General features: G+C 67.4%; 18 protein-coding genes. 6 read left to right on the top strand and 12 right to left on the bottom strand.

The features are described from left to right. Nucleotides 1–134 precede the first annotated feature (134 nt). The gene (locus CR156_RS20075; protein ID WP_100554303.1) at nucleotides 135–1,127 is read left to right on the top strand and encodes a patatin-like phospholipase family protein; all 993 of its coding nucleotides are present in this window, start codon (nucleotides 135–137) and stop codon (nucleotides 1,125–1,127) included. 27 nt (nucleotides 1,128–1,154) lie between these two features. Here CR156_RS20075 and CR156_RS20070 read toward each other — a convergent pair whose 3' ends face one another. Beyond that, nucleotides 1,155–3,158, bottom strand: coding sequence for a hypothetical protein (locus tag CR156_RS20070; protein ID WP_100554302.1), 2,004 nt, complete (start codon nucleotides 3,156–3,158; stop codon nucleotides 1,155–1,157). Between the two features lie 104 nt (nucleotides 3,159–3,262). Beyond that, the gene (locus tag CR156_RS20065) at nucleotides 3,263–3,745 is read right to left on the bottom strand and encodes an Lrp/AsnC family transcriptional regulator (protein WP_089241843.1); all 483 of its coding nucleotides are present in this window, start codon (nucleotides 3,743–3,745) and stop codon (nucleotides 3,263–3,265) included. Nucleotides 3,746–3,870: 125 nt separating this feature from the next. Here CR156_RS20065 and phhA point away from each other — a divergent pair, with 125 nt between their 5' ends. Further along, entirely contained in the window at nucleotides 3,871–4,764 is an 894-nt protein-coding gene (gene phhA, locus CR156_RS20060) for a phenylalanine 4-monooxygenase (RefSeq protein WP_100554301.1), read from the top strand. 91 nt (nucleotides 4,765–4,855) lie between these two features. Further along, nucleotides 4,856–5,506, top strand: coding sequence for a DMP19 family protein (locus CR156_RS20055; RefSeq protein WP_100554300.1), 651 nt, complete (start codon nucleotides 4,856–4,858; stop codon nucleotides 5,504–5,506). 80 nt (nucleotides 5,507–5,586) lie between these two features. Here CR156_RS20055 and CR156_RS20050 read toward each other — a convergent pair whose 3' ends face one another. From CR156_RS20050 to CR156_RS20010, 9 genes are all read right to left on the bottom strand, one after another. After that, nucleotides 5,587–6,684 carry a GDSL-type esterase/lipase family protein gene (locus CR156_RS20050; protein ID WP_100554299.1) on the bottom strand — a complete coding sequence of 366 codons (1,098 nt, stop codon included), beginning with the start codon at nucleotides 6,682–6,684 and terminating at the stop codon, nucleotides 5,587–5,589. 93 nt (nucleotides 6,685–6,777) lie between these two features. Then, nucleotides 6,778–7,533: a 2-dehydro-3-deoxy-D-gluconate 5-dehydrogenase KduD gene (gene kduD, locus CR156_RS20045; protein ID WP_100554298.1), complete on the bottom strand. Its 756-nt coding sequence runs from the start codon at nucleotides 7,531–7,533 to the stop codon at nucleotides 6,778–6,780. Nucleotides 7,534–7,613: 80 nt separating this feature from the next. Beyond that, a complete protein-coding gene (gene kduI, locus CR156_RS20040) occupies nucleotides 7,614–8,462 on the bottom strand; it encodes a 5-dehydro-4-deoxy-D-glucuronate isomerase (protein ID WP_089241851.1) in 849 nt (282 codons plus the stop codon). A 231-nt stretch (nucleotides 8,463–8,693) separates the two neighbouring features. After that, nucleotides 8,694–9,752, bottom strand: coding sequence for a LacI family DNA-binding transcriptional regulator (locus tag CR156_RS20035; protein WP_089241853.1), 1,059 nt, complete (start codon nucleotides 9,750–9,752; stop codon nucleotides 8,694–8,696). Nucleotides 9,753–9,790: 38 nt separating this feature from the next. Then, nucleotides 9,791–11,380 (bottom strand): family 43 glycosylhydrolase, encoded by a 1,590-nt coding sequence (locus CR156_RS20030; protein ID WP_100554297.1) that lies wholly within the window; start codon nucleotides 11,378–11,380, stop codon nucleotides 9,791–9,793. A gap of 17 nt (nucleotides 11,381–11,397) precedes the next feature. Beyond that, nucleotides 11,398–12,681, bottom strand: coding sequence for a TRAP transporter large permease (locus tag CR156_RS20025; RefSeq protein ID WP_099819446.1), 1,284 nt, complete (start codon nucleotides 12,679–12,681; stop codon nucleotides 11,398–11,400). Between the two features lie 3 nt (nucleotides 12,682–12,684). Next, nucleotides 12,685–13,227, bottom strand: coding sequence for a TRAP transporter small permease (locus tag CR156_RS20020; RefSeq protein ID WP_100554296.1), 543 nt, complete (start codon nucleotides 13,225–13,227; stop codon nucleotides 12,685–12,687). 10 nt (nucleotides 13,228–13,237) lie between these two features. Further along, a complete protein-coding gene (locus CR156_RS20015; protein ID WP_100554295.1) occupies nucleotides 13,238–14,242 on the bottom strand; it encodes a TRAP transporter substrate-binding protein in 1,005 nt (334 codons plus the stop codon). 39 nt (nucleotides 14,243–14,281) lie between these two features. Next, nucleotides 14,282–15,109 carry a 2-keto-4-pentenoate hydratase gene (locus CR156_RS20010; RefSeq protein ID WP_100554294.1) on the bottom strand — a complete coding sequence of 276 codons (828 nt, stop codon included), beginning with the start codon at nucleotides 15,107–15,109 and terminating at the stop codon, nucleotides 14,282–14,284. Nucleotides 15,110–15,265: 156 nt separating this feature from the next. Here CR156_RS20010 and CR156_RS20005 point away from each other — a divergent pair, with 156 nt between their 5' ends. The 3 genes from CR156_RS20005 to CR156_RS19995 are packed head-to-tail and all read left to right on the top strand — an operon-like array spanning nucleotide 15,266 to nucleotide 18,507. After that, the gene (locus CR156_RS20005) at nucleotides 15,266–16,249 is read left to right on the top strand and encodes an alpha/beta hydrolase (protein ID WP_100554293.1); all 984 of its coding nucleotides are present in this window, start codon (nucleotides 15,266–15,268) and stop codon (nucleotides 16,247–16,249) included. Then, nucleotides 16,246–17,868, top strand: a complete 1,623-nt coding sequence (locus CR156_RS20000; protein WP_100554292.1) for a carboxylesterase/lipase family protein — start codon at nucleotides 16,246–16,248, stop codon at nucleotides 17,866–17,868. Before CR156_RS20005 ends, CR156_RS20000 begins: the two co-directional genes overlap by 4 nt. A gap of 51 nt (nucleotides 17,869–17,919) precedes the next feature. After that, the gene (locus CR156_RS19995) at nucleotides 17,920–18,507 is read left to right on the top strand and encodes a cysteine dioxygenase family protein (protein ID WP_099819440.1); all 588 of its coding nucleotides are present in this window, start codon (nucleotides 17,920–17,922) and stop codon (nucleotides 18,505–18,507) included. Between the two features lie 91 nt (nucleotides 18,508–18,598). Here CR156_RS19995 and CR156_RS19990 read toward each other — a convergent pair whose 3' ends face one another. Next, entirely contained in the window at nucleotides 18,599–22,402 is a 3,804-nt protein-coding gene (locus tag CR156_RS19990; protein ID WP_100554291.1) for a LamG-like jellyroll fold domain-containing protein, read from the bottom strand. Nucleotides 22,403–22,494: the final 92 nt, after the last annotated feature.

The following is a 22,494-nucleotide window of genomic DNA, read 5'->3' as shown; positions in this document are numbered from 1 at the left end:
GTGCAAGCGCCGGCCAAGGTCGGCATCTACCGCCCGCATTTCATGAATGGGGAGTCGCCCCACCCTGCCCGCTCCGCCACGCCTTCGGTATGCTGGCGCCCTTTCCTGAATCCGGCGCCGCGAGCGCACTGCCGATGAGCCTGTTCCGCCCCCGTGTGCTGCTGTCCGTCGCCCTGCTCGGCCTGCTGGCCGGCTGCGGTGGTGAAGAGGTCCGCCCCACCCCGCCCGCGCAGCCCACCCTGGTGCCGCAGGCCAAGCCGGTGAAGATCGGCATCGCGCTCGGCGGCGGCGCGGCCAAGGGTTTTGCGCATATCGGCGTGATCAAGATGCTCGAGGCCAACGGCTTCGAACCGGTGGTGGTGTCCGGCACCAGTGCCGGCAGCGTGGTCGGCGCCCTGTATGCCAGCGGCATGGACGCCTTCCAGATGCAGAGCAAGGCGGTGGCGCTGGATGAAGCCAGCATCCGCGACGTACGCCTGTTCTCCGGTGGCCTGGTGCAGGGCCAGAAGCTGCAGGACTACGTCAACGAACAGGTGGCCAACCGCCCGGCCGAGCGCCTGAAGAAGCCGTTCGCTGCCGTCGCCACCCAGCTGGAAACCGGCGAGCGTTCGATCTTCGTGCGCGGCAACGTCGGTCAGGCGGTGCGCGCGTCCAGCAGCATCCCGGGCGTGTTCGAGCCGGTGAAGATCGGTGGCCGCAACTACATCGACGGCGGCGTGGTCAGCCCGGTGCCGGTGGATGCCGCGCGCCAGCTCGGCGCCGAATTCGTGATCGCCGTGGACATCTCCAGCAAGGCCAGCGGCAAGGCGCCGACCGGCATGCTCGGCATCGTCAACCAGTCGATCTCGATCATGGGCCAGCGCCTGGGCGAGCAGGAACTGGCACGCGCCGACATCGTGATCCGGCCGAAGGTGCTGGACATCGGCGCTGCCGATTTCAGCCAGCGTGGCACTGCCATCCTGGAGGGCGAGAAGGCCGCGATGGCGGCGATGCCGCAGATCCGCGCCAAGATCCAGCAGCTGCAGAAGGCCCGCGCCGCCGCATTGGCGCCGGCACCGGTGGCTGCGCCGAAGTGCGACGAACCTTCGCGCCTGGGCAAGCTGATGGGCCGCAAGGAAAAGTGCTGAAGCACGCGGATTGATCGACCGTGGCGCTCAGCGCCGCGGCGGTGGGTAGCCACTGGCCAGGCGTCGCTGCCGGCGCCGCTCATCGACCGCCCGGTCATGCCGCTGTGCGCTCAGCTGCAACTGCTCCATCGCGTCCCCCGGCAGCCACAGCTGCTGCTGGGCACGGGTGATCGCCACGTAGGCTGCGCGCACCGGGCTGTGCAGCGCGCGCGCATCATGGCCGCTGTCGAAGCAGCACGGCGCCATGGACACCGTGGCGAACTGCAGGTTCTTGGCATGCTGGGCCAGGCACAGCACGATGCTGGCCTCGTCCGCATCGACCAGCTGCCCGAGCAGGCGCTGCAACGCCGCAGCATCGAAGCCACCGGCAAACAGCGCGGGGATATCCGCCTGTCCACGCTTGGCGCAGACCTGCACGAAGCTTTCCCAGCGTTGCCCCGGGCCGCCACCGGCGGCGCTGCGCCATGCATCGATCGGACCATCCACCTCTTTCAACAGCGCCTGCCGCGATGCCGGGTGCAGATGCACGCGCGCGCCGCGGGCGACCAGCGCGTTGGCTTCCAGCAGCATCCGCCACAGGCTGCCGTACACGCGGGCGCCGGTGCTGGGTACCACCGACCAGTCGTCATAGCGGCGCAGGCCGGTGGCGCGGTCGCTGGCCCCCATGAACGGTGCCGGCTCGCCGAGGTCGTCCAGCACCAGCGACTGGTTGACCAGCGCATCGACCTGGCGTCCCTGGCGCACCGACTGGTGCATCTCCAGCGTTTTCGCCGATGACCAGCGCTGTACACGTCCGCTCAACCGCTGATGCGGATCGCCCAGGCTGACCACGCCGGGCGCGTGGGTAGCCAGCAGCTGTTTCCATGCCGGGCTGAGATCGTGCGCCTCATCGACCAGCACCATTCCCAGCGACACCGGCAGCGGCACGCCACGCAGCGCCAGCCATTTGCCGATATGCCCGGCATCCAGCCGCAGGCAGCCGCCCTTCTGAACGACCGCATCGAACATGCAGCGCCAGACGAACTCCGTGGCCGCAATGAACGGCGTGGCTTCCAGCTGCGCTGCGGCCAGCGAACGCTGGAAATGCCAGGCCTGCAGGTTCGGCGCTGACGATGCGCACCAGCGGTTGATGGCGTCCAGGGCGATCATCAGCACCTGGTCCGGCCGGCGCGCGCCGATGGCTGGGAGACCGAGGCGGGCAGCCGCTTCGCGCAGGGTCAGCGTGCTCTGCCGGTAGGTGGGTACGAAGCCGCCGGTCAGGCCGTTGGCGGCGGCGTGGCGGGCGATCGTGTTGGCGAACTCGATCTGGGTCAGCAGGCGCGTGCCGGCGTCAGCCGGCAGCCGCGCGCGGAATGCCTCCACCTGGCCACGCGTAGGCGCCACGTAGGTGTAGCGGCCCGGGCGCGCCTGCAGCAGCGCCAGCACCAGATGGCCCTTGCCGGTGCCGGCGTAGGCCTGCAGGTCGATCAGCTCATCGGGATTGGCCGCGATCGCGCGCAGCACGCGTGCCTGTTCGGAGGTGAACAGGCCGTTGTGCTGGATCGCGTGCGCTGTCTGTCCGTCATCGCCGGCGTCTTCGTCATCGCCTTCGGACAGCGATGTCGCCGGGAAATGGATCGTGTGTTCTTCGAGGGTGATCCTGCAGGCCGCCTGGAAGTCCGCGCCGGGATACGCGTGCGGCGACGCTGCCAGCACTGTCTCCATCACTTCGTCCGGTGCCAGCAGCACGTCCTGCGCGGCCAGCACGCCCAGCCACGCTTCCAGCGCCCGCGCATCCTGTCCAGCGCTGGCCGCCAGCTGCGCCTGCGCAGCATGGCCATCATCCGCAGCGAACAACGCACAGGCATCGTGCAGCACGCGCTGCAGCTGGGCGGCCGGTTGCTTCTGCCGGCGGCACAGCATGGCCACCAGCAGGCCGGCCTGCTCCAGCGGGGTGTCCGGCGGCGTGCCGTCGGTCAGGTGCCGCAGCAGGCTCTGCTCGCGCAGCGGAAGGAACACCAGGGAAGACGTCGAGGATGGGGTATCAGACATGCCGGAGCCAGAAGGAATCACTGCGCTGCCTGCATGTTGACGGCCGCCGCGGGGCACGATGCTCGGCCAGTGCGTGCGCGCCGTCAAACATCACGGCGCCCCGCTCATTCAAGCTGCGACAACGGCAATGCCTGGAAACCCTTCACCGTGCGCAGCACGAAGCTGGAATTGGCATCGGCCACACCGCCGGCGTTGAGCAGCCTGTCCAGCAGGAAGCGCGAGAAGTGCTCCAGATCGCGCACATAGACGTGCAGCAGGTAGTCCATGTCGCCGGTCAGGGCGTGGCAGGCCACCACCTCGTCCCAGCCTTTCACGCTGTCGACGAAATGCGCGATCGCGGCCTGGTCATGCTTTTCCAGCTGCACGCGCACGAAGGCCTGCAGTCCCAGCCCCAGCTGGCGCGGCTCCAGCCGTGCGCCATAGCCGGTGATCACACCCTCGCTTTCCAGCCGCTGCATGCGCCGCAGGCAGGCCGAGGGCGACAGGTTCACCCGGGCCGCCAGCTCGGCGTTGGTGACGCGTCCATCGCGCTGGATTTCGTCCAGCAGGCGTATATCCGTGCGATCGAAGTGGACTTCTCCAGCCATTGCTGCCCCGCAACATGGTGAGTACGCAATGATATTGCGCCAATGGCACTGAATCACGCAACTTTTGCAACCCTGTTGCGCGCCCCCTGCCCTAGCATCGTGGGTATCCCGTCAAGGAGTCTTCCATGGACCTCGCCCAGCCCCGCCGCGTCGAACACCAGCAGACCGACAAGGGCTACGTGCCGGTGTACACCACCGCGCTCGTCGAGCAGCCGTGGGACACCTATACCGCCGACGACCACGCCACCTGGAGCACGCTGTACCAGCGCCAGCGCGAACTGCTGGTCGGCCGCGCCTGCCAGGAGTTCCTGGATGCGCAGGACGAAATGGGCATGAGCGCGCACATGATCCCGCGCTTCGACCAGCTCAACGAGGTGCTCGGTGCGGCCACGGGCTGGACCCTGGTGGGCGTGGAAGGCCTGCTGCCAGAGCTGGATTTCTTCGATCACCTGGCCAACCGCCGTTTCCCGGTCACCTGGTGGATCCGCCGTCCCGACCAGATCGACTACATCGCCGAACCGGATCTGTTCCACGACCTGTTCGGTCACGTGCCGCTGCTGATGAACCCGGTGTTCGCCAACTACATGGAGGCGTACGGCCGTGGTGGCGTCAAAGCGCACGCGATCGGCCCCGAGGCGCTGCAGAACCTGACCCGCCTGTACTGGTACACGGTGGAGTTCGGCCTGATCGACACGCCCGACGGCATGCGCATCTACGGTGCCGGCATCGTCTCGTCGAAGGGCGAATCGCTGTACTCGCTGGAGTCGGGCGCACCGAACCGCATCGGTTTCGACCTGCAGCGGATCATGCGCACGCGCTACCGCATCGACACTTTCCAGAAGACCTACTTCGTCATCGACAGCTTCGAACAGCTGATGCAGGCGACATCGCCGGACTTCACCCCGATCTACGCCGCACTGGCCGACCAGGCGCACCTGCCGGCGGGCGATGTGCAGGCTGAGGACCGCGTGTTCCAGGCCGGTACGGGCGAAGGCTGGGCTGATGGTGGGGATGTGTGAGTAGGCAGCAGAGGTCCGGCTGAACTTCAAAAGCGTCTGCAGCTTTTGAAGTTTAAGGGGCCTGGTTCAGGCCTCCGGTATCCTGCAGGCCATGACCGATGTGTTTACCGACCTGCGGGTTACCGACGTTGCCTTCAACGACGACTTCGTCCTGTTGACCCTGGCCGATGGCCGCCACACCCGGCAGCCGCTGCGCTGGGCGCCAGCCCTGTTCGAAGCCAATGCCGAACAACGTGCGCAGTGGGTCACCACCGCCGACGGACTGGGCGTGAACTGGCCGGCGCTGCTGCCGGCGCAGGAGCGCGGCGTGGTCGATGTTCCGAACCAGGTGTGGGATGACCGCTATGAAGCCGCCCTCGCCCGCCTGCAATCGCATGCCTGGTCGCTCGATGCGCTGTCTGACGAAGACCAGCAGCTGGTCGCGCTGTGGCGCATGGAAGCAGACATCAACAACGGCGGCTTCATGCAGTTCCTGTGCAACTGGGGCGACCCCACCTGCCAGCTGGCGCTGCGCGCATTGCAGGCGATGGGCGCAACACAGACGCACACGATCCTGGCGGGCATGCGCGGGCTGCTGGATCGTCTGGAAGACGACCCGGCGATCAAGGAACTGACCGACCTGTACGGCGCGATGAGCGAAGACGAGCAGCAGGCGCTGGAGGCGTTCGAGGACGACTACTACGCCCGCCCGGAAGACCTTGCGCGATTGGGCCTGAAGCATTTCGGCGCGGAACCGTTGTAGAGCCAAGCCGAGCATGGGCTCGGCTCTACAGATAAGCGCAGACCCGTGTAGAGCCGAGCCCACGCTCGGCTGCTTTTCAGCTACCGCGGATACGCCAGCAGCACCACCAGATCCTCTTCGCCCACCTGTTGCAGCGCATGCGTGCTGCCCGTGCGGGTCAGCAGCGCATGGCCGGCTTGCACATCATGCTGCTTCCCATCCAGCACGTAACTGCCCCGCCCGCTCACGATGTAATAGATCTCGTCCTTGTGCTGCGGGTGCAGGCCGATGCCCGCGCCCTTGTGCAGCACACGCTTGCGCAGCACGAATGGCAGGCCCTGCGCATCGGCGAAGAACGGATACGCCGTGGTCGGCCCGGCGCCGCCGTGCGGGCCCGCTTGCGCGCGCGCCAGCGTGTCTTCGTGCACCACCTGCGAGCGTCGCGCAGGATCGCCGCCCTGCCCTGCACCCATCACATCGCAGTCGATGTCGCGTACCAGCGCCGGTTGCAGCGTCGGTAACACCTGCACCGCCTCGCGCAGCACCAGGCACGCCACCGCAGTGGCACCGGCCGCGCTGAAGTGCGTGCCATCGGCCTTGTTCTGCTCCGGCACGAACAGGAAGTACGGGCGTGCGCCCTGCTCGCCCAGCGCGCGGATCCATCGTGTGCTGCGGTCGTTGAGGTCGATCAGCGCGACGTGTTCGCGTGCGGCCAGCTGCTGCATCGCCAGCGTGTAGCGTGCGTGCGTATCCAGCAGCGAACCGAAGTCGTACAGCAGCCGCGCCACCGGCGTGACCAGCACCGGTGTGGCGCCCTTGTCACGCGCCACCTGCACGTAACGCATCAGCAGCTGTGGATAGTCGCTGTCCGGGTCGGTGTAGCGCGTGGGATCTTCAAACTTCGCGTCGTTGTGGCCGAACTGGATCAGCAACACATCGCCACGACGTAGTTCGGCGGCAATCGCATCCAGGCGCCCTTCGTCGATGAAGCTGCGCGTGCTGCGCCCGCCCTTGGCGTGGTTGTGCACTTCGAAACGCGCCGGGTCCAGATAGCTCTGCAGCATCTGTCCCCAGCCGGCCTGCGGCGCGCGATCGGGGCCGTATTCGGCAGCGGTGGAATCACCGGCAATGAACAGCCGCACCGGCGCCGCATGCACGGCGCTGCACGACAGCAACAGCAGCAACAACAGCCTTCGCATCGCCAGCCCCCTGTAGAGCCGAGCCACGCTCGGCTGTTTTTTGATCAGAGCGCGACAGCCGAGCATGGGCTCGGCTCTACAGATCCGTGCGCGTCAGCGCGCCAACCAGCCACCATCGACCGGCAGCACTGCGCCGTTGACGTAGTCCGACGCCGACGAGGCCAGGAACACCGCCGCACCGGCCAGATCTTCCGGGTTGCCCCAGCGACCGGCCGGAATGCGCTCCAGAATCGCCTTGTTGCGGTCTGCATCGGCGCGCAGCGCGGCGGTGTTGTCAGTAGCCATGTAGCCCGGCGCGATCGCGTTGATGTTCACGCCCTTGCCAGCCCACTCGTTGGCCAGCAAGCGGGTGATGCCGGCGATGCCGCTCTTGCTGGCGGTGTACGACGGCACGCGGACGCCGCCCTGGAACGACAGCATCGAGGCGATGTTGATGATCTTGCCGCTGCCCTGGGCGATGAAATGGCGGCCGGCGGCCTGCGAGATGAAGAAGGCGGACTTGATGTTGACGTTCATCACGTCGTCCCAGTCCTGCTCGCTGAAGTCCACTGCATCGGCGCGACGGATCAGGCCGGCGTTGTTGACCAGGATGTCCAGCCTGCCGAGGCCCTCGATGGTTTCGCGCACCACGCGCTCGACCGGCTCGATGCTGATCAGGTTGGCTTCGATGGCCAGGCAGCGGCGGCCCAGCGCGGTGATCTTCTCGATGGTTTCAGTGGGCGGGGCGATGCCGGCCACCGCGACATTGGCGCCGGCGGCAGCCAGTGCCACCGCGATACCCTGGCCCAGGCCGGTATTGCCACCGGTTACCAGAGCGACTTTTCCTTCCAGGCTGAAGGGATTGGTCATTGCGTATGCGTTCCTTGGTAGAGGCGTGCGTGATGCAGGCAAGCAGCCACCGCACAGCGTGCGCGGCGGCCTGTCAGTGCTTACTTGAGCTGGCAGATGTCCAGCACGTGCATGTCGGTGTAATCCAGGTTCTCGCCACCCATCGCCCAGATGAAGGCGTAGTTGCTGGTACCGGCACCCATGTGGATCGACCACGGCGGCGATACCACCGCTTCGTTGTTCTGGATGACGATGTGGCGCTGTGCGTCCGGCTCGCCCATGAAGTGGTAGACGCGGTCGCTGTCGCCCAGGTCGAAGTAGAAGTAGACCTCGCTGCGGCGGTCGTGCAGGTGCGGCGGCATGGTGTTCCACACGCTGCCCGGCTTGAGCACGGTCAGGCCCAGCAGCAGCTGCGAGGACTGGCAGGTGGCCGGCACGATGTACTGGTAGATGGTGCGCTCGTTGCTGGTTTCCAGCGCGCCGCGATCGAGTGCAACCGCGTCCTTGATCGACAGCTGCTTGGTTTCAAAGCGCGCATGGGCCGGGGTCGAGGCCAGGTAGAACTGCGCCGGGTTGGCGGCATCCTGCGAAGCGAAGACGACGTCCTTGCTGCCCATCGCCACGTACAGGCCATCCTTCGGCCCCAGCGTGTACACGGTGCCATCGACGGTGACCGTACCGGTGCCGCTGCCGACGTTGATGATGCCCAGCTCGCGGCGCTCCAGGAACGGATGGCCGGCGGCGGAGGCCGGTTCGGTCTGCGCGGGCAGGGCCAGCGGGCCGTTGACCGGCGCGGCGCCGCCTAGCACGAAGCGCTCGTAGTGGGTGTACTTCAGGGTCACCGCATCGGCGTTGAACAGGCCATCGAGCAGGTACAGCTCGCGCAGCTGATCGTTGCTGGCGCCCTTGATGGCATCGGGATGGGTGGCGTAATGGGTCTTGCAGTACATGGCTTCTCCAGAGCAGGGGGCGGGCCGATGGTTCGGCCCCGGCACGGTTCACGGTCGATTCTAGCCAGACAGGAAACCGGTGTCATTTTGCGCCGCACGATACCGGTCAGACGGCATCGGCGGGGTGGGGCGGGTTGAAAGGTGTCGCGAGCAAGCTGGCGACCTACCGGACTGATTCTTCTGGACGCGTCGCAAGCAAGCTGGCGACCTACAGGATTGATCCCTGCGGGATCAATCCTCTGGCGGTTGGCAGGAATCGCGCACGATCAGGTGCGGACGCACGCTGGCGATCTGCAGCGCAGGCTGGCCATCGGGCTGGATCAGCATCGCCGCGGCGGTGCGGCCGGTATCGCGGGTATGCCGGCGCACCGAGGTCAGCGACGGCCACAGGCGCGAGGCCAGCGGGCTGTCGTCGTAGCCGACGATGGACAGCTGGCGCGGAATGTTGATGCCGGCGCGCAGCGCGACCTTGTAGACACCGGCCGCCATTTCATCGTTGCCGGTGAAGATGGCGGTCGGCCGACGCTTGCCCAGCAGCAGTTTCTCGGCGGCGGCCACACCGGATTCGAAGGTGTAGCCGGCCTCGATGATGCGATCCTTCGGCAGCTCGATGCCACGCTGCGACAGCGCCTCGATGAAGCCGGCGGTGCGTTCGTGCGCCGAGCGGTAGGCACTCGGGCCGGTTACCAGGGCGATATCGCGGTGGCCCAGCGAAAGCAGGTAATCGGCTGCTTCGGCAGCACCATCGCGGTCGTGGGTGACCACCATCTGCGAGGTTTCATCCAGTGGCAGCGCGGCCACGCGGGTGAAGCGGCAGCCGATCTCGTCCAGCATGTCCGCCAGCGCCTGGTCTTCGGACGCACGCGGCACCAGGATCACCCCATGCAGCTTCTGCTGCTGGGCGAAGCGGCGCACGCCGTCGATGTAACCCGGGCTGCGGCTGTCGCAGGGGTGCACCACCAGTTCGAAGCTGGAGCCACGCAGCGCATCCAGCGCGCCGTACTGCATGTCCACGATGTACTGCGCGGTGGGATTGTCGTAGACCATGCCGATCAGGAACGAGCGGCGGAAGGCCAGGCCACGGGCCAGCGGGTCGGGGGTGTAACCGACCTCGCGCATCAACGCTTCCACCTTGTCGCGCGTGTCCTTGCGCACCAGCGGCGAGTTGTTGATGATCCTTGAAACCGTTTTCTTGGATACACCCGACAGTCGCGCGATGTCATTGATCGTGGCTGCCTTGCCCTTTGCCAATGCCGGCGTAGCGGCATCGTTCTTGTTGCGCACTGACATGTAGTGAACCCGATAAGCCTGGGGATTCCAGCGCGCGCTCAGTCCAGCGCGCGATAGCGGAAGCTGCGGAAGGTTACCGCACCGTTGCCGGCCGCATACAGCGCCGGTTTCAGTGCCAGGAACTTGCCGGCCACATTGTGATGGTAACCGGACACTTCCATCTGAACCGGATACTTCTGCCAGCGCTGGCCATCGGCGCTGGAGTGGATGGTGACGATGTGGCGGTTGTTGGTCACCCGCAGCCAGAGCCGGCCGCCCTTGGCACTGGCCGCCAGCCGGGTGGGGCGCTCCTCGCCGTAGCGGTGCATGACGAACTGCTCGCCATTGCTGCCCACGCCCACGTACAGGCGGTCGCTGTAGAACAGCAGGGCACCGCCGACCGCGCCGGGGGCGATCTCCATCTCCACCTCGAACTGGTACGCCGGGTCGCCGGCGATGGTGGTCAGTGGCGAGGCATCGCGCGGCGTGCTGCCCTTGCCCTGCAGCACCAGGCCGTCGCCGCTGAAGCGCAGGCGCCGGTATTCATCCACCGCCGGGTTGAAGAACGCCCACTGCGGGCCGAGCGTGCGGCCGGTGAAATCATCGGACAGGGCCATCCCGTGCGGCGTCAGCGCGCTGCCCGATGGCTTGCGCAGCGGCTGCCCAAGATCACCGCCCTTGGCCACGAACCAGCCATCGGCGGTCCACTCGATCGGCTCCAGCAGGGCTTGTCGACCCAGCGTCCAGAAGCCGTTCTCGTAGCCGTGGTACATCATCCACCAGCGGCCGTCGGTGCCTTCGATCACCGTGGCGTGGCCGCGCGACCACCACGGTTCGGCAGCCGACTGCGTGCGCATGATCGGGTTGTTCGGCGCGTTCACCCACGGGCCGTGGATCGAGCGCGAGCGCGCGGTGATCACCATGTGCCCGGTCGGCGGGCCGGCGGTGCCACCCACCGCAGTGGTCATGTAGTACCAGCCATCGCGGAAGTGGATCTTCGGCCCTTCCTGCGCATAGGCCTCCACGTCCCAGCTTTCCGGGTAACGCCAGCCGTCGTACACGTGTTTCGGCGTACCCACCACGCTCAGGCCATCATCGGCCAGCTGCACGTAGTCGCCACCGCTGAGGAACAGGTAACGCTTGCCGTCTTCACCGACCGCGTGGCCGGGGTCGATGTAGCCGCCCAGGCCGATGTCGATCGGCGCGCTCCAAGGGCCCGTGATGTCATCGGCCCAGACCACGAAGTTGCTGCGGCGCTCACCAGTGCGCGCCGGGAAGTAGATGAAGTAGCGGCCCTGGTGCTTGACGATGTCCGGCGCCCAGATCGCGCCCACGTTCTGCGTGATCGCATGACCGAGCGGCTGCCAGTTCACCAGGTCGCGCGAGTGCCAGATCGGCAGGCCGGGGTAGGCATCGAACGAGGACAGGGTGAGGTAGTAGTCCTCGCCGTCCTTCAGCACCGACGGATCGGGCCTGTCGCCGGCCAGCACCGGATTCAGGAAGGTGCCATTGCCAAGGTCAGCCTGGCGCTGCTGCTCGATGCCGCGCTTCCACTGCGCGGGCGCGGGATCGGCAGCCAGTGCGGGCAGCGCAGCCAGCAGCAGGCCGAGCAGGGCAGTTGCAGCAGCGCGGTGCAGGGTCTGTGTCATGGGAGCGCCTCCGCTCATCAGGCGCGCAGCGCGGCGGGCAGCCACAGCGACAGCGATGGGAAGAAGGTGACGATCAGCAGCACGCCCAGCGCGGCGAACCAGAACGGCCAGATCGTGCGCATGCTCTGGCCGACGCTGATCTTGCCGATGGCGGTGCCGATGAACAGCACCGAGCCCACCGGCGGGGTGACCAGGCCGAGGCCACCGGTCAGCACCAGCACCAGGCCGAAGTGGATCGGATCGATGCCATAGGCCTTGGCCACCGGCAGGAAGATCGGCGTGCAGATCAGGATCATCGGTGCCAGGTCCATGAAGGTGCCCAGCAGCAACAGCATCACCACGATCATCAGCAGCACCATGAACTGGCTGTGCGCGAACGACTGCAGGAAGTCCACCGCCGCCGCGGGCACCTGCAGGTAGGCCAGCAGCCAGCCGAACACCGCCGCGGTGGCGATCACGAACAGGATCACGCCGGTGCTGCGTGCGGCATGGATGACGGTGTCGAAGAACTCGCGCCAGCGCAGTTGCCGGTACAGCACGGTGGTGACCAGCAGGGCGTAGACCACGGCGATGGCCGCGCTCTCCACCGCGGTGAAGATGCCGGCGCGGATACCCACGAAGATCAGCGCCACCAGGCCCAGGCCGGGCAGGGCGGAGACGATGCGCAGCAGTACCGCGCGCCAGCCCGGGAACACTTCCACGCCATAGCCACGGCGACGCGCGACCACGTAGCCGGTGATCATCAACGCCAGCGTCATCAGCAGCGCCGGCACGATGCCTGCGGCGAACAGGTCGGCGATCGACAGGCCACCGCCGGCAGCGGCCGAGAACAGGATCAGGTTGTGCGATGGCGGCACCAGCAGCGCCACCAGCGCGGCGGTGATGCTGACGTTCACCGCGAAGTCGCGGTCGTAGCCGCGCTTGACCATCTGCGGAATCATCGTGCCACCCACGGCCGAAACATCGGCGATGGCCGAGCCGGACACACCGCCGAAGAACAGCGAGGACAGGATCGAGACCTGGCCCAGGCCGCCGCGCATGCGCCCCACCAGCGATGACGCCAGGGCGATCAGGCGTTCGGAGATGCCGCCGCGCATCATGATCTCGCCAGCGAAGATGAACAGTGGAATGGCGATCAGCGAGGCCGAACCGGTGCCGGCGGAGATCTGCTGGACCAGCACGATGCTGGGGATGTCCAGGTAGAGCAGGGTGGCCAGCGCAGCAGCAGCCAACGCGTAGGCGACCGGCACGCCCAGCAGCAGCAGTGCGGCAAAAACAGCGAACAGGATGGTGATGCCCATGGATCAACGATCTCCTTCAGCGTCGACGGCGTCGGCGTCGGCATCAGCTGCCGTGGCATGCAGCGCCTTCCACGCACGGTTCAGTGCGAACAGCAGCATCAGCGCACCGCCCACGGCCAGCGGCAGGTAGTTGATGCTCTGCGGCAGGTTGGCGCCGGCAGTCTTGATGTCCATGCCATCGAGCAGCAGGTCGGCCGACCAGAACGCGATGAAGCCACCCAGCACGGCCACCACCAGTTGGGTGAACACATCCACCGCCCGGCGCAGGCCGGACCCCATGTAGGCGTGCAGCAGGAAGAAGCCGAAGTGGCGGTTGGTGTGCACGCCGCAGGCCGCGCCCAGGCTCATCGCCGTGGCCAGCAGCAGCAGCGTCACCGGCTCGGTCCAGCTGGGCGAATCGTTGATCACATAGCGGGCGAACACCTGCCAGCCCTGCACCACCACCAGGCCCAGCAGCGCAGCCACGGCGATGTAGATGGCGATGTCGGCGATGCGGTCCAGCAGGCGCTGGCCGGGGCCGGCGGCGGCAATCGTCGTCTCGGTCATGGCAGTGTCCTCAGGCGGCAGCGCGGATGCGGGCGACCAGCGCGGCCAGCTCGGGTTGCTGCAGGTACTGCTGCAGCAGCGGCTGGGCGGCGGCGCGGAACGCGGGAAGGTCCACCTCGTTGGCTTTCACGCCAGAGGCCAGCACCGCGCGGCGCGCGGCATCTTCGGAGGCATCCCATTGCTCGCGCATCACCTTCACCGAGGCGCGTGCGGTCTCCAGCAACAGCTGGCGGTCAGCCGGCTGCAGGCGCTCGAAGCTGGCGCGCGACATCAGCAGCACGTCCGGCGCATACGAGTGATCGCTCTGCGACCAGTAATGCGCCGCCTCGAAGTGTCGGCTGGAATGGAAGCTGCGCATGTTGTTCTCGGCGCCATCGATCATGTGCGTCTCCATGCCGGAGAACGTATCGCCCAGCGACATCGGCGTCGGGTTGGCGCCGAGCAGGCGCATCAGCTGGATGAAGATGTCCGAGGACGCCACGCGCAGTTTCAACCCATGCAGATCATTGGGCTGCACGATGGGATGCTTGGTGTTGTAGAAGCAGCGCGCGCCGGAATCGTAGATCGCCAGGCCGACCAGGTCGCGACTCTCGAAACCCCGCAGCACCGCCTCGGCGATGCCGCCATCGAGTGCGGCGCGCTGGTGCGCCACCGACTCGAACACATACGGCAGGCACAGTGCCTGGGTCAGCGGGAATGCGTTGTTCAGCGCACCGGCATACACGCGGGTGATGTCGATGGCACCGAAACGGGCCATGTCGATCGCTTCCGACTCGCGACCAAGCTGGCCGGAATGGTATTGCCGCAGGCGCAGGCGGCCGTTGCTTTCGCGCTGCAGCGTTTCGCCGATCCACTTCACCGCGGTCACGGTGGGGTAGTCGGCCACGTGCACATCAGTGGCGGTCAGCAGCTGGCCACCGTCGATGGCCTCGGCCGGCCCACGGCCACAGGCCGCGAGCATCGGGGTGGCCAGCGCAGCAGCGCCACCGGCCAGGAAGTGTCGTCGTGTGATCATCTGCGCCCTCCCGCGCGTGTTCACCGGATCGTGCGGCGGTTACCCGGCCGGCACGGCCCTGCAGGCAATCTCGCCGAAGCCGGCAAACCGCACCAGCGCCGTCTGTCCTGCGGTGATGTCATGGATGCCGGTGGCGTTGCCGGTTGCGATCAGGTCGCCGCGCTGCAACGGCCGGCCGCGCAATGCCGAACGGGACAGCGCGAACGCGTACGCCGCGCGCAGACCACCGGGCAGGCGCGTCGCTCCGCCGGTGCCGACCACCTCGCCCTCGATCAGGGTTTCGGCGCGCAGCTCGGTCTCGTCGCGGGCGGTCCAGTCGGCGATCTCCGGCCCCAGCACCAGGCCGTTGTTGTTGCCGAAGTCGGACACCACCACGCGCGGGCCGAGTTGGTTGATCGTCGCCAGCGGGCTGCTGGCCACTTCCACACCGATGTACAGCCGCGCCGGCAGCGCTTCAGCCTGCTCGGGTGACCAGTGCAGCTGTGCGGCCGGAGCGTCCTCCAACAGCTCCAGCACGTACTCCGCCTCGACCGCGCCGAAGCCGCCGACGAACACCGGAATGTCCACTGTTCCACCGGTGGCATTTTTCAGCTGACGCGAGAAAACCGGGCCCAGCAGACGGTCGTCGCCGGATGCATCACGGCGCTCGGCGGCGATGTAGCCGACCTTCCAGCCGACCACATGGTCGTCCCAGCTGGCGATGGCCAGATCCTGCACCTGGTAGGCAGCCACCAGGTCAGGCGGGACAAGGCCCGGGAAGCCGGGCAGGGCCTGGCCCGCGCGGCGCGCGGTGGTGAAGGCGTGGGCGATCGCGGCCGCATCGTCCGGCGGCGGCGTCTGCCCATGTATGCCGTGTTCGTTGCTCAAGAACGGTCTCCCTCTGGCGTTGTTGCACTGCCCATCGACAGCGTCTGCAGGAGGTGTATATGGTAAACCGGTGTCATCGCGCAAGCCGCAGCGCATCACGAGCGCTTGCCGGTGACCTCGGCCACTCTGTTGCATCCCGTTGGAGCCCTGCCCACCATGCGTTTTCCCCGTGTGCTGTTGTTGCTGACCGGCCTGCTGTTGGCCATCCCTGCGTCCGCCGTCGATGCGCCGCTGCGCGCGGGCGAGCGGTTGGGCAAGGAGCTGGCTGGTGAACAGATACCCCTGTGGCCAGCCGGCCAGGTGCCCGGTGAAACCGGCACTGCGCGACCGCCGCGCGTGGTCGAGCGCAGCGATGATCCGGCCCACCCTGATCGCTTCATCGACCAGGTCGATGCGCCCTACCTGCTGGTGCATACACCCGCCCACGGCAACGGCCGCGCGCTGCTGGTGATTCCCGGTGGCGGCTACCAGCGCGTGGTGATCGACAAGGAGGACAGCGCGCTGGTGCCCGAGTGGGTGGAGCGTGCCGGCTATACCCTGTTCGTGCTGCGCTACCGCCTGCCGCAGGCCGGCCGCGACCGCCAGGCGGCGCTGGCAGACGCGCAGCGCGCACTGCGCGTGGTGCGCGACCAGGCCGCACGGCGCAGGCTGGATGCCGACAGCGTGTCGGTGATGGGCTTCTCCGCCGGTGGCCACGTCGCCGCACGGCTGGCCACCGGCTTCGATGCGCCGGTCTACCCACCGCGCGATGCCATCGACCGCCTCAGCGCGCGTCCCGCCCGCGCGGTGCTGGTGTATCCGGTGATCGACATGGGCCCGCATGCACACAGCGGCTCACGCGGACGCCTGCTGGGCGAGCAGGCCGATGCGGCGCTGGCTGCGCAGTATTCGATGCAGCAGCACGTACGCGCGGACATGCCGCCGACGCTGCTGATCCACGCCAACGACGACCGCGTGGTCAGCGTGCACAACAGCGAGGTGATGGCGCAGGCGCTGGCCAAGGCGGGCGTCGAGCACGAACTGCATCTGTTCGCCCACGGCGGCCATGGCTTCGGCATGCGCATGCCGCCTGATTCAACGCTGGCCGTGTGGCCGCTGCTGGCACAACGCTGGCTGCAGGCGACGGAGGCCGCACCTTGAACGCAGGGACGACCGACCTGCAGCGCCGTCGTTTCCTGCGCGACAGTGCACGCTGGGCGCTGGCCACGGCCACCCTCGCAGCGCTTCCTGCATCCGCACTGCCTGGACCACGTGCTGACACACAGGTGGTGGCACGCCTGCGTGGCGGCCGCGTGCGTGGCCAGCGCGAGCACGGCGTGCACGTGTTCCGTGGCCTGCGCTATGGCGCCGACACCTCCGCCTACCGTTTCCAGCCACCACGCCGCGAGACAGGTTGGCGAGGCATCGCCGACGCCCTGGAATACGCCGCCTCTGCACCACAGACGGGGGGGGATGGTCCGGGCAGCGAAGATTGCCTGTTCCTCAACGTATGGACGCCAGCGCTCGGCGACGGCGGCAAGCGGCCGATCCTGGTGTACCTGCATGGCGGCGGCTTCAACAACGGTTCCGGCAGCGACCCGCTGTACGACGGCAGCGCGTTGTGCCGGCGCGGTGACGTGGTGATGGTCACCGTCAATCACCGCCTGAACACCTTCGGCTACCTGTACCTGGGCGCGCTGGGCGACCCGCGTTATGCGGCCTCCGGCAACGTCGGCCAGCTCGACCTGGTGCAGGCGCTGCAGTGGGTGCGGGAGCACGCCGCGGTGTTCGGTGGCGATGCCGGCAACATCACCGTGTTCGGGCAGTCCGGTGGCGGCGCCAAGATCGCCACGCTGATGGCGATGCCCGCAGCGAAGGGCCTGTTCCAGCGCGCGTGGACGATGAGCGGGCAGCAGGTCACCGCGGCCGGTCCACGTGCGGCGGCGCAACGCGCTTCGATTGCGATGGACGCGGTTGGCGCGCGCGACCTGCAGGCACTGCTGCGCTTGCCGACGGCCGAGCTGCTGGCCGCCACCCGCGCACGCGATCCTTCGCGGGTGGAAAGCAGCGCGCTGTATTTCGGCCCGGTGCTGGATGAGGTGGTGCTGCCGGTGCATCCGTTCTGGCCACAGGCACCGGCGCAGTCCGCGTCGATTCCGATGGTGATCGGCAACACCCGCGATGAGACGCGCGCGTTTCTTGGCAACGACCCGGCCAACTTCACGCTGACCTGGGAGAGCCTGCCGGCGCAACTGGAGAAGCAGCAGTTCGTCGATCTGCTGCCTTCGGTGGTGATCGCAGAATATCGACGCCTGTACCCGCACTACACGCCGTCAGAGGTGTTCTTCGCCGCCACTACGGCCGGCCGTTCATGGCGTGGTGCAGTGGAAGAACTGGAGGCCCGCGCCCGGCAGACATCGGGTGCCGCACCGACCTGGGCCTACCAGCTCGATTGGCCGTCACCGGTGGAAGAGGGACGTCTGCGTGCGTTCCACACGCTGGATATTCCGCTGGTGTTTGACAACGCGGGTCTGCCCGGTGCGCGCACCGGCGGCGGTGAAGACGCCATTGCACTGGCGGTGACGATGAGCGATGCCCTGATTGCGTTTGCGCGTTCCGGTGATCCGAATCACGCGGGAATGTCGCAATGGGCCCCCTATTCACTGCCACAACGGCAGACGATGCTGTTCGATCGTCACAGCCGCATGGTTGACGATCCACGCGCGGGAGAGCGTGCGCTCTATGCAAAAGTGCCGTTCGTGCAGCGCGGCACGCAGTGATGACACCGCGATGCAAACATTCTGTTAACCCGCCTCGGCTAGAGTCGGTTCATGGAAGCGATGTTCACGCCACCGCCGTTTACCGGCCGCGAACGCTTGATTGCAGGGATCGACGGCGCCGTCTGCCTGGTTGATCCGAAGGCGATCACCGATGCGCTGCAGCGGGTGCTGCGTGAGGCCATCATCGATCCGCTGATCGAACTGCCCCCCTGCGTACGCCGTCCGGTGGATGGTCATTACGCACGCCGTGAACTGCACCGCAGCCCTACGCTGGGCTACAGCGTGATTGCGATGTGCTGGGGCCCGGGGCAGGGCACGCCACTGCACGACCACGATGCGATGTGGTGCGTGGAGGGGGTCTGGCAGGGCGAGTTGATCGTGACCCCGTATGCGCTGCTGGAACAGCGTGGCGAGCGTCACCGCTTCGCCGCGCAGGACACGCTGTACGGGCACCGCGGCAGCGCCGGCAGCCTGATTCCGCCGCACGAGTACCACACGCTGCGCAACGCCAGCGACGAGGACATAGCCGTATCCGTCCACGTCTACCAGGGCGTGATGGAGCGCAGCGCGGTGTTCGATCCGCTGGATGACGGCTGGTACCAGCGCCGGGTGAAGGTGATGGAGACCGAGGCGTCCTGATCGCATTCCGCCGGGCATGGCCCGGCGCTACCAGGGCTTGTGGGCAACCGATTCATCGGTAGCGGCGGCCATGCCCGGCGGAACGCGGAATTCATCGCGGCACGTCCACCACATTGTTGAGGCGCGTCACTTCCTCACCGCCGTCGGCCAGCGCAACGCGCACGCGCAGGTTACTTCGGTCACCGGCCGGCAACGGCAACGACACCACCGTCGTCTTCGGCAACAGGTCAGTCGGTGCAGCCATCGCCGGCACTTCGGTGCGTGCGATCTCGCGGCCCCGCGCATCTTCCAGCACCGCCACACCCACACCGCTGGCCACATGCCCAAGGCCGTGCACCGTCACGTGTACCTGGCGCCCGTCCACCCGTACATCACCACGGCCCACACCCAGGTCCGGGCGTGTTTCCACCGGCGTCCCCGCAGACACACGCTCGAACTCGAATACCTCGGTGCGCCCAGGCTGGAACTGCATCGGAACCGACGCACTCGTTTCCAACTGCACCACGCGTTCGCGCGGCGTGCCGTCGATGCGGCCATCGCCGTCGGCATCCACGCCACTACGCACGCGCCATGACCCGCTGGCCACGTTCCAACCGGTCATGTCAGCGGTGATCACGCGCGCGCCGAGGTTGTGGCTGGTGACCGTGAAGTGCTCGCGCGAGGGCGCATGCACCAGCAGCGCCACCTGTTCGGCGGCACCCTCGCGATCGAAGCGCCAGCTGACGGTGTGCCCGGGCCAACTCTGGTTGCGCTTCAGGGCGATGCCACCCAGCCGTGCACGCTGCAGGAACTCGCTCGGCGCTTCCACCCGGTCGGACCACCAATGGCCTTCGGTGTTCATGTACGCGCGTTGTGCCTTGGCTTGCAGGCCATCGGCATGCAGTGCATCGATGTACTTCCGTTCCCCGCTGGCCTGCCAGGCCATCAGGCTGGCGAAGCCGGTCTTCCCGGCGTCGGCCTCGGCGGTCAGCAGCGGGTACCAGTCCTGCTGCCGGCCGAGCGCCTCCACGTAGTTCTCGCCGAGGTTGGCCAGCGCGCCGGGCCCGCCGCGCTGCACGCGGTAGTCCAGCGCCTGCAGGTACTTCGCGTCGCCGGTCCAGCGCCATGCCGCCCAGAACGTATGCATGGTGTCGCCGCTGCCGGAGCCGTTGTTGAGTTCGCCGCCGCGGGTCTCGCCGGTCGCCCAGTTGATCTCGTTGGGCAGGGTGAAGCGGCCCTTGTCGTCGGTACCGGCGTGGGCCAGATAGCCATCGGCCAGGCCGATCACCAGCCGGCGCCCGGTCGCGTCGGCGTTGTACTGGCCCAGCAGGAACGCCGGATGCAGCACCGGGAACGAGTACGGCTTCTGCCACTGCCAGTTCGGTTCGCGGTAGACCTTGTTGCCACCGAACCAGTTGCTGGAGAACAGCAGATGGCCCTGCGGGTTGCGCAGGATGATGCGCTCGTCGAACGCCTTCACCGTTTCCATCAGTCGTTCCAGGGTCAGCGGATCGCCCCAGTTGAGGTAGAGCATCGCGCTGTTGGTGTTGATGCCTTCCTCGTAGGCATGCAGCTCGTCGGTCTCGATGGTGCTGAGGCCATTGCTGAACATGCCATTGCGGTACACCGCGTCTGACAATGCGGTCAGCGAGGCATTCAGGCGGTCCGGCTGCACGCCCATCAGGGCCAGCCCCGGCCATTGCTGGGTCAGGTCGGAATCGTCGGAGATGCCGCCACCGAAATCGCCGTAGGCCACCTGCCGCTGATCGATCCACCAGTCGACGAACTGCCGCACCTGGGCCAGATCCTGCACCTGATGGAATGCCCACGCCGGTACACCGTTTGGCACCTCCGGCGCGGTGTACGGTGGTCGGCCCTGGCTGTTGTAGCTGATGTAGTTCCAGTACAACCGGCCCAGTTCGTGGTCCGGGTCGACCCGCAGCAGGTCGCTCAGGTCCGCGTATACGCGCGCATACAGGCGCTGGCGCTTGGAGGTGGTGTGTTCCTCCACCAGGAAGCCCCAGTTGTCGCGCACCTGGTTGAAGCGGTCGGCCACGTGCTCCTTGATCGCCTCGGCGCGTGGCTTGAACACCAGCCGCACCTGCGCACCGTCGAGTGCCTTGGCGTCGAAGCCGGGCGCAGCCGAGGCGATGCTCAGCCACAGGCTGTCGGGCGTAAGGATGCGGTCGCGCAGGTCCAGCCACAGCGTGCGCTTCTGCCCGGGTTGCACCGAGACCGAAGCATCGATCATGTCGCGCGCCGGCCAGATCGGATCCTTGATGCGGATGTTCAGCGGGATCAGGCCGTCGTGCGTGGCCGGCAGGTCCAGCGCGGGGATGTCGATGGCCACGCCGTCCAGCCCGTCATGCATGTTTTCCCAGCTGTAGGCCCAGCTGCGGATCAACGGCTGGTTGGCCGGCGCATCGCCCACGCCCGAGGGAATCAACACGTGCACGATCGGTTCCGGCTCGGCCGGCAGCGTGTCGGCGCTGCGGCGCCGCGAGCCTGCGCCCTTCGGCAGCGCCATCACCGTGCTGCGTTCGGCCAGCGGATAGCGGCCGTCGATGTAACGGCGCAGGGTGTCCAGGTTGGTGTAATCGGGCAGCGCCTGGCTGTCGATGACATAGGTCTGTTTGACCGTGCCATCGGGCTCGGCGCCTTCGCTCACGTCGTACGCCCAGATCTCCTGGATCGGCGTTTCCTGTTCAACGTTGCTGAAACGCAGCACGCCCCCGGTCTGTGCCGGAATGTCGTCGACGCTGCGCACCACGCCTTGGGGACGCGTTGCCAGCACCTGCGTGGCGTGCGCCGCATCGCGGCCATGGGCCAGCGTGCCGAACGCCGCACCACGGATCTCCACGCGGTTGACGGTCTCGCCGGCCGGAACGGTGAGGTCCAGGTGCTGGCCGCTTTCCACATAGGTGTTCCAGTCCGGCAACTGGAAGTAGTCGCTGCGGCCGGGCAGGCGCGAGCGGTTGTAGACGCCGGGCCACGTGGTCTCGGCGATGCCGTCGGTGGCCTTCCACATCCATGCCTTCAGATCACGGGCATCGGCAAACTCGATCTTGCGGATGCGCGTGCCGGCGGCGCTCAATGCCGGTGGCGGTGCGCCGTCCCAGCCGAAGCGATGGCGCCAGGCGCGATCATCGCTGGCACCGGCAACGGCGCTGGTGACGGCCTTGCCACGCGCGAGCGCACTGACGGCCGCAGCATCAAGCATGCGGTCGTACACGCGGATGTGCTGGAAATCACTGCCGCGCAGGAAGTTGTAGCGGCTCTGCACCTGGTAGGGCGCCATCACCCGTCCGGCCAGGCCGAGCTGGTCCAGCGCTGCATCGTAGTCACCGCTGGCCTGCACACGCGCCACTTCGCGACCATCGACGAACAGGCGCACGCCCTGGTCTTCATCCCAGGCGAAGGCCAGGTGCAGCCATTGGTCCGCGCGTGGCGGCGTGTCCATGCGGAACGACACGCGCGTGCGGGCGAGGTTGGCATCGGTGACGAACGCATCGAAGCCGTGCCCGTTCCAGTCGATGCGCAGCCAGGCCATGTCCCAGCTGCTGTGGTCGGCATAGCCGACGCGGAAGATCACGAACGGTGCTTCGCCCACCGCATAGCGCGCGCGCCAGTCGAAGGCGACGGTGCCGCGCTGGGCAAGGATGTTGCCGGGCGCATCCCAGGCCAGCACACCGTCGTCCTGCCATTGGATTGCCTTGCCGCGCGCTCCGTCGTCGACGATGTCGACCTTGTCGCGGAAGTTCGGCACCGCCTCACCCTGCGCCACCACGGCCTCAAGGCCTTTGCCGGCATCGACATGGAACAGCAGCGTGGGTGCATCGGTGGCGGCCATCGCGGGGCCGGCAGCCAGGGCCACCGCCAGCAACAGGCAGCGGGACAGGGTCGAGCGGTGCGGCATCAGGCGTTTCCTTTCAACGGGCGACGGCCGGCAAGGGCCGCCGGACCGTAGCAAGGCCACGCCGCGACGGCACCTTGCGGCGCAGCAGCGGT

Origin of the sequence: Stenotrophomonas lactitubi (assembly GCF_002803515.1) — a bacterium.
GTDB lineage: Bacteria > Pseudomonadota > Gammaproteobacteria > Xanthomonadales > Xanthomonadaceae > Stenotrophomonas > Stenotrophomonas lactitubi.
Note: the sequence above shows the minus strand (reverse complement) of the source record. Positions and strands in the feature narration are given on the sequence as shown.

What these genes read in the sequence shown, in the direction of transcription:
- CR156_RS20075 (WP_100554303.1), top strand. Translation starts at nt 135, where the DNA reads ATGAGCCTGTTCCGCCCCCGTGTGCTGCTGTCCGTCGCCCTGCTCGGC.
- CR156_RS20070 (WP_100554302.1), bottom strand. Translation starts at nt 3,158, where the DNA reads ATGTCTGATACCCCATCCTCGACGTCTTCCCTGGTGTTCCTTCCGCTG.
- CR156_RS20065 (WP_089241843.1), bottom strand. Translation starts at nt 3,745, where the DNA reads ATGGCTGGAGAAGTCCACTTCGATCGCACGGATATACGCCTGCTGGAC.
- phhA (WP_100554301.1), top strand. Translation starts at nt 3,871, where the DNA reads ATGGACCTCGCCCAGCCCCGCCGCGTCGAACACCAGCAGACCGACAAG.
- CR156_RS20055 (WP_100554300.1), top strand. Translation starts at nt 4,856, where the DNA reads ATGACCGATGTGTTTACCGACCTGCGGGTTACCGACGTTGCCTTCAAC.
- CR156_RS20050 (WP_100554299.1), bottom strand. Translation starts at nt 6,684, where the DNA reads ATGCGAAGGCTGTTGTTGCTGCTGTTGCTGTCGTGCAGCGCCGTGCAT.
- kduD (WP_100554298.1), bottom strand. Translation starts at nt 7,533, where the DNA reads ATGACCAATCCCTTCAGCCTGGAAGGAAAAGTCGCTCTGGTAACCGGT.
- kduI (WP_089241851.1), bottom strand. Translation starts at nt 8,462, where the DNA reads ATGTACTGCAAGACCCATTACGCCACCCATCCCGATGCCATCAAGGGC.
- CR156_RS20035 (WP_089241853.1), bottom strand. Translation starts at nt 9,752, where the DNA reads ATGTCAGTGCGCAACAAGAACGATGCCGCTACGCCGGCATTGGCAAAG.
- CR156_RS20030 (WP_100554297.1), bottom strand. Translation starts at nt 11,380, where the DNA reads ATGACACAGACCCTGCACCGCGCTGCTGCAACTGCCCTGCTCGGCCTG.
- CR156_RS20025 (WP_099819446.1), bottom strand. Translation starts at nt 12,681, where the DNA reads ATGGGCATCACCATCCTGTTCGCTGTTTTTGCCGCACTGCTGCTGCTG.
- CR156_RS20020 (WP_100554296.1), bottom strand. Translation starts at nt 13,227, where the DNA reads ATGACCGAGACGACGATTGCCGCCGCCGGCCCCGGCCAGCGCCTGCTG.
- CR156_RS20015 (WP_100554295.1), bottom strand. Translation starts at nt 14,242, where the DNA reads ATGATCACACGACGACACTTCCTGGCCGGTGGCGCTGCTGCGCTGGCC.
- CR156_RS20005 (WP_100554293.1), top strand. Translation starts at nt 15,266, where the DNA reads ATGCGTTTTCCCCGTGTGCTGTTGTTGCTGACCGGCCTGCTGTTGGCC.
- CR156_RS19995 (WP_099819440.1), top strand. Translation starts at nt 17,920, where the DNA reads ATGGAAGCGATGTTCACGCCACCGCCGTTTACCGGCCGCGAACGCTTG.
- CR156_RS19990 (WP_100554291.1), bottom strand. Translation starts at nt 22,402, where the DNA reads ATGCCGCACCGCTCGACCCTGTCCCGCTGCCTGTTGCTGGCGGTGGCC.